Annotated in this window: 10 protein-coding genes; 1 reads left to right on the top strand and 9 read right to left on the bottom strand. The window is 60.1% G+C overall.

All coding sequences use genetic code 11. The features are described from left to right. Positions 1-62: 62 nt before the first annotated feature. Positions 63-776: a hypothetical protein gene (locus tag FPT12_RS15360; protein ID WP_145017210.1), complete on the top strand. Its 714-nt coding sequence runs from the start codon at positions 63-65 to the stop codon at positions 774-776. 55 nt (positions 777-831) lie between these two features. Here the strand turns inward: FPT12_RS15360 and FPT12_RS15355 are convergent, their stop codons facing one another. The 9 genes from FPT12_RS15355 to accC all read right to left on the bottom strand — a co-directional run bounded on the left by FPT12_RS15355 (position 832) and on the right by accC (position 12,878). Next, on the bottom strand, positions 832-1,428 hold the full coding sequence (locus tag FPT12_RS15355; RefSeq protein WP_145017208.1) for a MarC family protein: 597 nt from the start codon (positions 1,426-1,428) through the stop codon (positions 832-834). 64 nt (positions 1,429-1,492) lie between these two features. Next, the gene (locus FPT12_RS15350) at positions 1,493-4,270 is read right to left on the bottom strand and encodes a hybrid sensor histidine kinase/response regulator (protein WP_145017206.1); all 2,778 of its coding nucleotides are present in this window, start codon (positions 4,268-4,270) and stop codon (positions 1,493-1,495) included. Between the two features lie 99 nt (positions 4,271-4,369). Beyond that, complete coding sequence (gene purD, locus FPT12_RS15345; protein ID WP_145017204.1) at positions 4,370-5,665, bottom strand: phosphoribosylamine--glycine ligase; 1,296 nt, start codon at positions 5,663-5,665, stop codon at positions 4,370-4,372. Positions 5,666-5,854: 189 nt separating this feature from the next. Further along, positions 5,855-7,462 (bottom strand): bifunctional phosphoribosylaminoimidazolecarboxamide formyltransferase/IMP cyclohydrolase, encoded by a 1,608-nt coding sequence (purH, locus tag FPT12_RS15340; RefSeq protein ID WP_145017203.1) that lies wholly within the window; start codon positions 7,460-7,462, stop codon positions 5,855-5,857. Between the two features lie 82 nt (positions 7,463-7,544). Continuing rightward, complete coding sequence (fis, locus tag FPT12_RS15335) at positions 7,545-7,865, bottom strand: DNA-binding transcriptional regulator Fis (RefSeq protein WP_007921650.1); 321 nt, start codon at positions 7,863-7,865, stop codon at positions 7,545-7,547. Beyond that, positions 7,862-8,872 (bottom strand): tRNA dihydrouridine synthase DusB, encoded by a 1,011-nt coding sequence (dusB, locus tag FPT12_RS15330; protein WP_145017201.1) that lies wholly within the window; start codon positions 8,870-8,872, stop codon positions 7,862-7,864. The genes fis and dusB overlap by 4 nt, the downstream gene beginning before the upstream one ends. A gap of 197 nt (positions 8,873-9,069) precedes the next feature. After that, a complete protein-coding gene (locus FPT12_RS15320; protein ID WP_145017199.1) occupies positions 9,070-10,332 on the bottom strand; it encodes a DUF3426 domain-containing protein in 1,263 nt (420 codons plus the stop codon). Positions 10,333-10,362: 30 nt separating this feature from the next. Continuing rightward, entirely contained in the window at positions 10,363-11,241 is an 879-nt protein-coding gene (prmA, locus tag FPT12_RS15315) for a 50S ribosomal protein L11 methyltransferase (protein ID WP_145017197.1), read from the bottom strand. 275 nt (positions 11,242-11,516) lie between these two features. Next, positions 11,517-12,878 (bottom strand): acetyl-CoA carboxylase biotin carboxylase subunit, encoded by a 1,362-nt coding sequence (gene accC, locus FPT12_RS15310; RefSeq protein ID WP_145017195.1) that lies wholly within the window; start codon positions 12,876-12,878, stop codon positions 11,517-11,519. Between the last annotated feature and the right edge of the window lie 12 nt (positions 12,879-12,890).

The following is a 12,890-nucleotide window of genomic DNA, read 5'->3' as shown; positions in this document are numbered from 1 at the left end:
TGCTGAAAGGCTGAAGACTCGGGTCTTCAGCCTTTTCTGTGGTCTGGATGCAGGGAGTACATGTGGAAAATCATCATTCGATTACCTGTGTTTGTGCGGGAAACGTCCTGCTGTTTTCGGGCGTAATGTCAGCATTTGAACGTCAGAATGTTCTGGATTCATCGCTTTACACCCAGGTCGCGACATCGCGAAAATTTCCTGCCATGAGCGATTTTGACCAGTGGCAAGGTGCCTGGCGCGTTGGGGTGCGGTTGTCCGGCTGGATGGTTTCGGAGGACAACGATGAAACCTTTCCATCGTTCGAGCAGGAGCGCTTCAGCGTCAAGGAATTGATTGAGGCTGGTCTGGCAAAACACCAGGGATCTCAATCAGAGCGTGACATCACCGCTAGCCTGGACGCGGTTTCATGGTCGCCGCTGGCAATGGATCTGTTGCGCGTGCACACAGTGGGTCATGGCGCCGTGACACAGGGCACGGAGGAGTTCCACGACGCTGATAATCACAGCCCGACAGATCAGACGACCTGGGTCCGGGTTCAGGCGGGTGTAGTGAGTCCCGGCGCATTATTGACACAGGTCACCGTGTGTTTTGAGACCCGGGAAACGGTGGATGCCGACTTCCTGCGACAAGCATTCAGCGTTCATGAAGTTGTCGGGAGAGTAAGAGTCAATTGTTGCGTCGCATTACTGGAAGAAGCGGATCATGAGCCGCTTCGAGAGTTTTTCATCACTCGGTTGGGAGGACTGAGGGAGGAAAAAATCTTAAAGTTGAGCTGAGTTCAATCCGGACTGCGGTGTCAACGCTGGATAGTTTCGGCGCCGTCACCAGAATTTACAGTACCAGATACCCCTTTACTCCCGTAAAGATAATCTGCGCCGCCAACGCACACACAAACAACCCCATCAACCGGCTGACAATCTGCAAACCCTGGTCACCGAGAATCCGCTCGATGCGGTTGGACAGGTAAAGCACCACGCCGACGGTCAGGCTGGCCATGGCAATGCTGAGGATGGCGGTGAGTTTGTCGTCCCAGTGCGGCTGGCTGACGCCCATCACCAGCAAGGCCCCGATGGTGCCGGGGCCGACCGTGAGCGGAATGGTCAGCGGGACGATGGTCACGTCTTGCTGCACGTTGTCGGTCTGGACCGCTGACTTGCCCTGAGCCATGCCCAATGCCGAAATGAACAGCACGCTGCCGGCGCCAATGCGGAAGGCGTCTACGGTAATGCCGAACACGCTGAAAATCACTCGCCCGAACAAATACAGCAGGACGCTGGAGACCAGGGTCGCGAGGGCGACATTCCAGGCCAGTCGACGTTGTTCCTTGCGCGAATATCCGCGGGTCAGGCTGATGAAACAGGACAACACGAAGAATGGGCTGTAGAGCACCAGCATCTTCAAGTAAACGCTGAACAACACGTGGAGCATGGGGCAAGCTCACTGGCGAGGGAAGTCGAGGTGGAGTCTATCAGGCGCTGCCGGGTCTGTCGGCTCAGGACGTTTGAGCCGTTGCCTGATTCTGCTGATCGCGCTGTGCGACCCAATGCTCGATCAGTTCGCGCAGTTGTGAAAGCTCGACGGGCTTGGCCATATGGCCATCCATGCCGGCCTGGCGTGCGCGTTCTTTGTGTTCGGCCAGGATGTGTGCGGTAAGTGCTACGACCGGTGTGCGAGTTCGCTGGTTGCCGACCTCCCAGGCACGCAATTGCTGGGTGGCGGAGAAGCCATCGAGGATTGGCATTTCGCAGTCCATCAACACCAGGTCGTAGCGCTGGGCCTTCATCGCTTTCAAGGCTTCTTCACCATTGCAGGCGGTGTCCGGCTGAAGGTTTAGCTTGCCGAGCATACCGCGAATCACTTTGGTCGAAATGCTGTTGTCTTCGGCCACCAGAATGCGGAAATCGCTCGGCACCTTGACCGCCGCAGGCGCGCCGGTCGGCAGTTGCTGCGAGACGGCCAGGCCTTTGCTGCGTTGGCTCAGTTCGTCGGCCAGCGTGGTCTTGAGGGTGTAGCCGGCCACGGGTTTGGCGAGGATGCGTTTGATCCCGGCATTGCGCGCGATGATCTTGCTCGGCGCGTTGCTGATGCCGGTGAGCATGATCAGCAGAATGTCGTGATTCAGGCTCGGATCTTCCTTGATCTTCGCCGCCAGCTGCATGCCGGTCATGCCGGGCATGTTCTGGTCGAGCAGGACCACGTCGAAGTAGTCTCGCAGGTGCGCCTTGGTGCGCAGCAGAGCAAGGGCTTCCTTACCGGAAGGTACGGCGCTGACGTTCAGCCCCCAGGCGCTGCATTGCTGCACCAGGACTTTGCGGCAGGTGTCATTGTCGTCCACCACCAACACCCGGGCGCCTTGCAGCGGACCATCGAGATCGGAGGTCGGGTGTTCGAGGCGCTCGGGGTCCAGGGGCAAGGTCAGCCACAGTGTGCTGCCCTGATTGCTGCCGCTCTTGATACCGAATTCGCCGTGCATCAGCAGAATCAATTGGCGAGCGATCACTAACCCCAGGTTACCGCCCAGGCGGGTGGCGGAAAGGAAGTTCTTGCTGTGCAGTTCGGCATGTAGCAGGGCTTCGCGTTCTTCGGCATCCATGGGTTGCCCGCTGTCTTGCACGGCAATGCGCAGGCGCGGTTTGTGGCTGCGTTCGTCGAGGGCAACGACGATCAGGATTTCGCCTTCGTCGGTTTTCTTCAGGGCGTTTTCCAGCAGGCTCAGCAGCGTCTGACGCAGGCGCGTCGGATCACCGCTGATCACGCGAGGGACCTGTGGCTGGATGAAGCTGATCAGCTCGACGTTCTGTTGTTCGGCCTTGGCGCGGAAGATGCTCAGGCAGTCTTCGATCAGTGCGTTGAGGTCGAACTGCACATCGTCGAGTTCGATTTGTCCGGACTCGAGCTTGGAGATGTCGAGGATTTCGTTGATCAACGTCAGCAGTTCATTGCCGGCGCTGTGGATGGTTTGCACGTAATCGCGCTGTTTGACCGACAGCGGGGTGCCCAGCAGTAGCTCGGTCATGCCCAGCACGCCATTCATCGGGGTGCGGATTTCGTGGCTGATTTTTGCCAGGAATTCGGCTTTGGCATTGATCTCGGCATTACTCGCTGCCAGGTCGCGGCTGACGCTGAAGCGGTCTTCGGTGATGCTGCGCTGGCGTTCGCTCAGAGCGATGCTCATCAGCACGCCGCAGATGCAGATGAAGGCCATCAAGGTCATGATCAGGCCTTGCGGTGCAACCAGGGTCAGCCCCAGCAACGCGGGCAGGATGATCAGCGTGCCGATGTTGAACACCACCATCGCGGCGACGAACAGGCGTGCCGGTCGGTAACCCTTTTGCCAGTGATAGGCACTGACAAAGAGCATGCTCAGTCCCGCCAGGGCCACCAGCGCATAGGTGATGATGTTCAGCGGCAGGGTGTCGACGAACAGCAACAACAGGCTGCACAGGACAATGAACAGGATGTCCCCCAGCAGCAACCTGTTCAGTGGGTGCGGGCCCAACGGGGCAAAGAAGCGGTAGGCGAACATCAGGCCGCAAGGGGCTGTCAGCAGTAGCGCCAGGTAGGCGCCGGGTGTTTGCACGGCATGCCAGTCGGGAAGCCATGGGCCCGCCAGGTTCAGCAACAGCACCAGGCTGAGCAGCAACAGCCCCTCGCACGCCGCCAGCCAGAGACTGCTTCGCGAGCGGGAATAACCGTAGCGCGTGAGGTTATACAGGATCAGCATCGCGATGCAGCCAAAAAACAGGCCGTAGATCAGCGTCTGGTTCTGGTGGGCTGCCGTCATCACGGCCGATTGCAGGGTGATATAAGGCCGCAACTCGTGTTCGGAAACCAGTCGCAGATAGACGTCGAGGGGCTTGTCGCTTTGAGGCAGCGGCAACATGAAGTCGCTGCTGGGGAGCGGTCGCTCGCTCTGCGGTTGCTCGTTGCCGCTGGTCAATTGCTCGATCAGCGTATCGCCATCCAGAACGTAGAGGTTCAGGTGCAACAAGTCGGGGGCGAAGATGCGCAGCAGTTGTTCGTGTTTGCCGGGGCTGAACTTGAAACGCAGCCACAACGCGCCACTGGGTTCGGCGGCGGTGATCTGGTCGAGTTCAATCGGGCTGAATTGGTTGATGTAGCGAGGCGAGCGGATATCGCTCAGTTGCAGGTCTGCCTGTTCGTCGAGCAATACCGCCCAGCCACTGCCTTGCGCGGCCTGGGCCGGGAGCATGCAGAGCAGGGTCAGCAGAGTGACGGTGAAGCCTATGGCAATCCTGAGCCAGCGCACGGCGAAATCCCTTCGTAGGTTGATGCCAGATTATAACTATGCGCGGCGCCGGAATAGTACGGCAAGGGCCTTAGGCCCTTGCCTAGCCGAATGGATAGCTTATTCCTGATTTTCGCCACGCTCACGGGCAATGGCGCGGTAGCCAATGTCTTTGCGGTAGAAGCAGCCTTCCCAGTTGATTTTGGCAGCCAGTTTGTAAGCCTGCTGCTGGGCGGCATCGACGCTTGCGCCCATAGCGGTGGCGCAAAGTACCCGACCGCCGGCGGTTACAACCTTGCCGTCCTTCAGCGCGGTACCGGCGTGGAAGACTTTACCTTCCAGCGCAGCGGCGGCATCCAGGCCTTCGATCACGGCGCCCTTGGCGTAATCACCCGGGTAGCCGCCAGCAGCCAGTACGATGCCGACGCTTGGACGTGGATCCCACTGCGCTTCGACCTTGTCCAGTGCCTGTGCCAGCGCCGCTTCGACCAGCAATACCAGGCTCGACTGCAGACGCAGCATCACCGGTTGGGTCTCGGGGTCGCCAAAACGGCAGTTGAACTCGATGACTTTCGGGTTGCCGGCTTTATCGATCATCAAGCCAGCATAGAGGAAGCCGGTGTAGACGTTGCCTTCTTCGGCCATGCCACGCACGGTTGGCCAGATCACCAGGTCCATGACACGTTGGTGAACTTCGCTGGTGACCACCGGGGCAGGGGAGTAGGCACCCATGCCACCGGTGTTCGGGCCGGTATCGGCGTCGCCAACACGTTTGTGGTCCTGGCTGGTGGCCATCGGCAGCACGTTCTTGCCGTCGACCATGACGATGAAGCTGGCTTCTTCGCCATCGAGGAACTCTTCGATGACCACGCGCGAACCGGCGTCGCCAAAAGCGTTGCCGGCGAGCATGTCGCGTACGGCGTCTTCGGCTTCGGTCAGGGTCATGGCGACGATCACGCCTTTACCGGCCGCCAGGCCGTCGGCCTTGATCACGATCGGCGCGCCTTTTTCACGCAGATAAGCCAGGGCAGGCTCGATCTCGGTGAAGTTCTGGTAGTCGGCCGTCGGGATCTTGTGGCGAGCCAGGAAGTCCTTGGTGAAGGCCTTGGAACCTTCCAGCTGGGCGGCGCCAGCGGTTGGGCCGAAGCAGTCCAGGCCACGTTGGCGGAACAGATCGACGACGCCCGCGACCAGCGGGACTTCCGGACCGACGATGGTCAGGGAGACGTTTTTCTCGGCAAAATCGGCCAGTTGCTCAAGGGCCAGCACGTCGATAGCGACGTTCTCGCACTTGGCTTCAATGGCCGTGCCGGCGTTGCCCGGGGCAACGAAGACTTTCTGTACGCGCGGATCCTGAGCGACTTTCCAGGCCAGGGCGTGTTCACGGCCACCGCTGCCAATGATCAAAACATTCATTTCAAAAACCTCGGATGACGCTAATTCTGTTTTAGAACCTAAGGCGCTTCACGCCGTAGGAGGTTGCAATGACGTCGGTAGATGCAAGGCGGAGCCCGCCTTGATGAGCGGAGTTGCCTCTAGGCAATGAGCATCATCGAGGTGGGCTCCAACGCAGCAGATGCCGGCGTCAGTGCGACCGTTGTCGTATTAGTGACGGAAGTGGCGCATGCCGGTGAATACCATGGCGATGCCGGCTTCGTCTGCGGCAGCAATCACTTCGTTGTCACGCATCGAGCCGCCTGGTTGAATCACGGCGGTGATGCCGACCTTGGCTGCGTTGTCGATGCCGTCGCGGAACGGGAAGAACGCATCCGAGGCCATGACCGCACCCTGCACTTGCAGGCCGGCGTGTTCAGCTTTGATGGCGGCGATGCGCGCAGAGTTCACGCGGCTCATCTGGCCAGCGCCGACACCGATGGTCTGACGGTTCTTGGCGTAGACGATGGCGTTGGATTTGACGTACTTGGCGACTTTCCAGGCGAAGATCAGGTCGTTGATCTCTTGCTCGGTCGGTGCGCGCTTGGTCACAACCTTCAGGTCTTCGCTGCCGATCATGCCGATGTCGCGGCTCTGTACCAGCAAACCGCCATTGACGCGTTTGTAGTCCCAGGCAGCGGCACGATCAGCCGACCACTGGCCGCAGGCCAGCAGGCGAACGTTGGCCTTGGCGGCGACAATGGCGCGGGCTTCTTCGCTGACCGATGGGGCAATGATCACTTCGACGAACTGGCGCTCGACGATGGCTTTGGCGGTTTCAGCGTCCAGTTCACGGTTGAACGCGATGATGCCGCCGAAAGCCGATTCGGTGTCGGTGGCGTAAGCCAGTTCGTACGCCTGACGGATACCGCCTTCGGCGTCCGGGCTCACGGCAACGCCGCACGGGTTGGCGTGCTTGACGATCACGCAGGCCGGTTTGACGAAGCTCTTCACGCATTCCAGCGCAGCGTCGGTGTCGGCCACGTTGTTGTACGACAGTTCTTTGCCTTGCAGTTGGGTCGCGGTAGCGATGCCGACTTCGGCTGGCTTGGCTTCAACGTAGAACGCCGCGCTCTGGTGCGGGTTCTCGCCGTAGCGCATTTCCTGGGCCTTGATGAACTGGCTGTTGAAGGTGCGCGGGAACTCGCTGCGACCTTCGGTGGTGAGGGTGTCAGCGGCCTGGTTCACGGTGCCCATGTAGTTGGCGATCATGCCGTCGTAGGCCGCGGTGTGTTCGAAGGCCTTGAGCATCAGGTCGAAACGCTGAGCGTAGGTCAGGCCACCGGCCTTGAGGTTTTCCAGCACGCTGGCGTAATCGCTGGCGTTCACCACGATGGCCACGTCTTTGTGGTTCTTGGCGGCCGAGCGGACCATGGTCGGGCCACCGATATCGATGTTCTCGATGGCGGTCGGCAAGTCGCAGCCTGGCTTGTTGATGGTGGCTTCGAACGGGTAGAGGTTAACGGCGACCAGATCGATCGGCTTGATGCCGTGCTCGTTCATGATCGCGTCGTCGATACCGCGACGACCGAGGATCCCGCCGTGGATTTTCGGGTGCAGGGTTTTCACCCGACCGTCCATCATTTCTGCGAAACCGGTGTAATCCGCGACTTCCACAGCGGCTACGCCATTGTCCTGCAGCAGCTTGAACGTCCCGCCGGTGGAGAGGATTTCGACGCCGAGCGCTTCGAGCTCCTTGGCGAATTCGAGGATCCCGGTCTTGTCGGAAACGCTGATCAAGGCGCGGCGGATCGGCAGGCGGGTGGTCTGGTCGGTCATCTCAATTTCCATCAAAAGCAAAGGAAGTCAGCAAAAAAGGCGACCGGTTTTACGCGGGCGCCTTTCTGGTTTGATTGAATGCTTACAGCAAATCGTACTGCTTGAGTTTTTTGCGCAAGGTGCCGCGGTTCAGTCCCAGCAGCTCACTGGCCTTGGTCTGATTGCCCTTGACGTAGTTCATCACGCTTTCGAGCAGGGGAGCCTCGACTTCGGAGAGCACCAGGTTGTACACATCCGTGACGGCAGCGCCTTCAAGGTGGGCGAAATAATTGTGCAGCGCCTTCTCGACACTCCCGCGAAGGGTCTGGCCTTCTTCGCTCGGCGTATTGAGGTGCTGTTTCAAATTTACGTTGTCGCTCACGGGTGCTGTTCCACTCACTAAAGTCTCGGTCATCATCGTCATGCGGCCACCTCTTCTGCGTCCCCTGTCAGGCTCTTGTAGCGCTCGGCGAAGAACTCCCGAACGTTGGCGCATTGTGTTTCCGTACCATCCAAACGATTGAAGTGGGCGCGAAACTCCCTGGCGCCCGGCAGGGTTGCGAGATACCAGCCGACATGCTTGCGGGCGATGCGTACGCCCATGACATCTCCATAGAAAGCATGGAGCGCGGCCAGATGCTCAAGCAGAATACGTTCCACCTCGATCAATTCCGGTGCCGGGAGTTTTTCGCCGGTACGCAGATAATGCTCGATTTCACGAAAAATCCATGGCCGCCCCTGGGCAGCCCGACCTATCAGCAGGCCATCGGCACCGGTCGCGTCGAGCACGTGCCGGGCCTTCTCGGGCGAGTCGATATCGCCATTGGCGAAGACCGGAATCGACACCGCCTGCTTGATCGCGGCAATGGTGTCGTACTCGGCTTCACCGGTGTACAGATCGGCACGGGTCCGGCCATGCACCGCCAGCGCCGTAATGCCTGCCTGTTCGGCGATCTTCGCCACCGTCAGGCCGTTCTTGTTCGCCCGGTCCCAGCCCGTGCGGATCTTCAGGGTGACCGGCACATCAACCGCCGCCACGACGGCGTGCAGGATCTCGGTCACCAGTTCTTCATCTTTCAGTAACGCGGAGCCGGCGGCCTTGTTGCAGACCTTCTTGGCCGGGCACCCCATGTTGATATCAATAATCTGGGCACCCAGCTCGACGTTGGCGCGTGCTGCCTGCGCCAGCATCTGTGCATCGCCACCGGCGATCTGTACCGAGCGAGGCTCGGGATCACCTTCGTGGACCATGCGCAGACGCGATTTGCGGGTGTTCCACAAACTCATGTCGCTGGTGACCATTTCCGAGACTACAAGCCCTGCGCCCAGTCGTTTGCACAGCTGACGAAAGGGCTGGTCGGTAACCCCCGCCATCGGGGCGAGAATCAAGCCGTTGTGCAATGTATATGGGCCGATGCGTACCGCCGACATAGGACTTCCCTGTTGTGGGGTCGGATCATGAGAGTTCGAAAAAGGGTTGGCATGATACCCGCTCTCGATGACTGGATAAAGGCTGAATTGGATAAAATCTGAACAGTTATTCCGTTATTGCCAGCGGTTTGGTTCGAAGCGCCGGGAGTCAGAAAGCTGTCGTCAATTGCGCGTGATTGAGCGCCGAGAGCAGCGAATCACTCGGGCGAGTGGAAGCTCAGGCTGTAATTCACGGCTTTGGGGCCGGGATCGAGGATGTCCAGGGCAATGTGGATCGGTGTTTGCGGTGGCATTTCTGCGAGGTCCGCGAGGTCGCCATTGAGGTACTCGCCCGGTTTGAAGCGGCGACTGGCGATCAGATGGCCATTGAGGTCGGCAAAGCGCAGTTCCAGCAATGGGAATGGCTGCGAGAACGACGCACGGTTGTAGATGATCGCGTCGACCACCAGTGCGCCGCTGAAGTCCGGGTGGCTACGCACCACCAGATTGCTGCTTTTGATTTTCGCGATATCGACCTTGGACGGCACGCTGCAACCGATCTGCGGGCACAGTTGCTGGAACCAGGGGCGGTATTGGTCCTGACGGGCCAGTTCGTCGAAGTGATAGGCAATGTACTGGCCGGCAAGAGCCGCCGCGCCCAGCAGGACCATCAGGCTCCAAAAGAGCCGGCGACCCCAGGGTGAGCGGCGTTTTTGCCAGTCGAGTTGCAGCGGGTCGTCGACCAGGTCCTGCAGCACCTCGTCATGCATGCTCGATTCGTTGCGTGTGCGCTTATTGCGTATAGGCTCGACCTTGTGGGATTCGTCGTCGAGGTCATCATCGGTCGCGGACAGGCGCTCGTGCTTCGCTGGAGGCTCCGGCGTTTCGAATGGCTGCTCGAGGCGCAACTGCGGTGCCTCGGGCTCATCGTCCAGGTCGACCAGTTCAAGCGACAGCGAGGGTTCGGTGCGCGAGGGCTTTTCCGGCTCGTCGGCGATGTCTGCCAATCGATGGTTCTCGGCCGGTGCGTGCGTGTTTTCGCCGGCCAGCGCGCGTTCGGCGGCGGAATCGCTGAACAGGCTGTCGGACCACGGTTCTTCGCCTTCGGTCGTATCCCGGCGGGCGCTCAGCGAGTCTTCCTTGTGCTTGCGCTCATGATGGCCGAACTCTTTGGTAGGCTGGATTTCCCGTTGTTCGAGCTTGGCGAGTTCTTCGTCGAGGTCGAGGCTGTCCAGATCCAGTTCGGCGGCTGTCCACTGCTTCTGGCTGATGGCCCGTTGCGTGGGAGGCTCAACCGGAGACGGGTCCGTGAGGGCGATAGCTTCCTTGCCCATGCGTTGCTCGAGCAGCTGCCGCGCAGCATTGAACACTTGCAGGCAAGAGCCGCAGCGAACCACCCCACGGGCCACGCTCAATTGGGCGTGGCTGACGCGGAAACTGGTCTGGCAATGCGGGCACTGGGTGACGAAGCTATCGGTCATGCGGCCATCCGGAGTATGCAGGCGCTCATTTTAGCGCCGACGGCCGGTAATGCGCACCCAGCCATCGCGATTGGCAATCGGGTCCAGATCAAAGTCCTTGGCATAAGCCTCTGCGACTTCCGCGCCTTGCTCGGCGAGGATGCCCGACAGTGCCAGGCGACCGCCGGGCTTGACCAGGCTGGAGAGTTGCGGGGCCAGGGAAACCAGTGGTCCGGCGAGAATGTTGGCGACCAGTACGTCGGCCTGCACTTGCGGCAAATCTTGAGGCAGGTACAGCGGAAACAGCGCTTCGTCGATGTTGTTGCGCCCGGCGTTGTCACGAGAGGCTTCCAGCGCCTGCACGTCAATGTCGGTGCCGACCGCTTCCTTGGCGCCCAGCAGCAGGGCGGCAATCGCGAGAATCCCCGAGCCGCAGCCGAAGTCCAGTACGCGGCAGTCCTTCAGGTCCTGGCCATCGAGCCATTCCAGGCACAAGGCGGTGGTCGGATGGGTACCAGTGCCGAACGCCAGACCCGGATCGAGCAGCAGGTTGACCGCATCAGGCTCGGGCGCAGCGTGCCAGCTCGGGACGATCCACAGGCGCTGACCGAAGCGCATCGGCTGGAAACCGTCCATCCAGCTGCGTTCCCAGTCCTGGTCTTCGATGACTTCGCTGTGATGCTCGGGCAGCGGGCTGCCGGTCAGCAACTCAAGGTGAGCGAGCACGCTGGCGGCTTCGGTGCCACCTTCGAACAGGGCCAGCAGGTGCGTGTGCGACCACAGCGGGGTGGTGTTCAGTTCCGGCTCGAAGATCGGCTGATCTTCGGCGTCCATGAAGGTTACCGAGACGGCGCCCACTTCAAGGAAAGCGTCTTCGTAGGTTTCGGCTTGTTCTGGGCTGATGGCGAGACGGACTTGCAGCCAAGGCATGGCGGGCACCTTTGAAAAATGTAATGTGCAGCCTAGCGGGCTGCGAGAAGCGCGAAAGTTTACGCGAGAGCGGCGCAGAAGACGACAAGGTCGACGTAGGCATGCTCTCCGGGCGGGTAAATGCTTTTCGTAGGAGCAAGGCTTGCCCGCGATGAACGATGACGCGGTCTATCTGAAGGGCCGCAGCGCCTGAGTCGCGGGCAAGCCTTGCTCCTGCAGAGGGGGTAGAAACAACAAAGCCGCTCGAAAGCGGCTTTGTTGGTCCGGATCACATCTTAATGCTGGCCAGCCAGCTTGTGTTCCAGGTAGTGGATGTTGACTCCACCTTTGCAGAAGCCTTCGTCGCGGGTCAGGTCGCGGTGCAGCGGGATGTTGGTCTTGATCCCGTCAACCACGATTTCGTCCAGCGCATTGCGCATGCGCGCCATGGCTTCTTCACGGGTTGCCCCGTAAGTGATCAGTTTGCCGATCAGCGAATCGTAGTTCGGCGGAACTGCGTAGCCGCTGTACAGGTGCGAATCAACCCGCACACCGTTACCGCCCGGCGCATGGAAATGCTTGACCGTGCCAGGGCTTGGCATGAAGGTTTTCGGGTCTTCGGCGTTGATCCGGCATTCCAGCGCGTGACCGCGGATGACCACGTCATCCTGGGTGAACGACAGTGGGTTGCCAGCGGCGATGCTGAGCATCTCCTTGACGATGTCGATGCCGGTGACCATTTCCGAAACCGGGTGCTCTACCTGGACACGAGTGTTCATCTCGATGAAGTAGAAGCTGCCGTTCTCGTACAGGAACTCGAAAGTGCCTGCGCCACGGTAACCGATGTCGATGCACGCCTTGACGCAGCGGGCGAAGACTTCCTGGCGAGCCTTCTCGTCGATGCCCGGTGCCGGCGCTTCTTCGAGAACCTTCTGGTGGCGACGTTGCAGCGAGCAATCGCGGTCACCCAGATGGATAGCGTGGCCCTGGCCATCGGAAAGTACCTGAACTTCCACGTGACGTGGGTTGGTCAGGAATTTTTCCAGATAGACCATCGGGTTGCCGAACGCCGCGCCTGCTTCGGAGCGGGTCAGTTTCGCCGAGGAGATCAGGTCTTCTTCTTTATGCACAACGCGCATGCCCCGACCACCACCGCCGCCAGCGGCTTTGATGATCACCGGGTAACCGACTTCGCGACCAATGCGCAGAGCGGTTTCTTCGTCTTCCGGCAGCGGGCCGTCAGAACCTGGAACGGTCGGTACGCCGGCAGCGATCATGGCGTGCTTGGCCGAAACCTTGTCGCCCATCAGGCGGATGGTTTCAGCTTTCGGGCCGATGAAGGCGAAGCCGGAGTTTTCTACCTGTTCGGCAAAGTCGGCGTTTTCCGCGAGGAAGCCGTAGCCTGGGTGAATGGCGGTAGCGCCGGTCACTTCGGCAGCGGCGATGATCGCCGGAATGTGCAGGTAAGAGTGCGCGGCCGATGCCGGGCCGATGCAGACGGATTCGTCTGCCAGGCCCAGGTGCATCAGATCCTTGTCAGCCTTGGAGTAAACGGCGACGGTCTTGATGCCCATCTCTTTGCAGGCACGCAGGATCCGCAGGGCGATTTCACCGCGGTTGGCGATCAGAACTTTTTCCAACTTCGCAGGTTTCAACATCGTTGGCTCTCC

The sequence above is a fragment of the Pseudomonas sp. H3(2019) genome, from assembly GCF_007713465.1.
Taxonomy (GTDB): Bacteria; Pseudomonadota; Gammaproteobacteria; order Pseudomonadales; family Pseudomonadaceae; genus Aquipseudomonas.
Note: the sequence above shows the minus strand (reverse complement) of the source record. Positions and strands in the feature narration are given on the sequence as shown.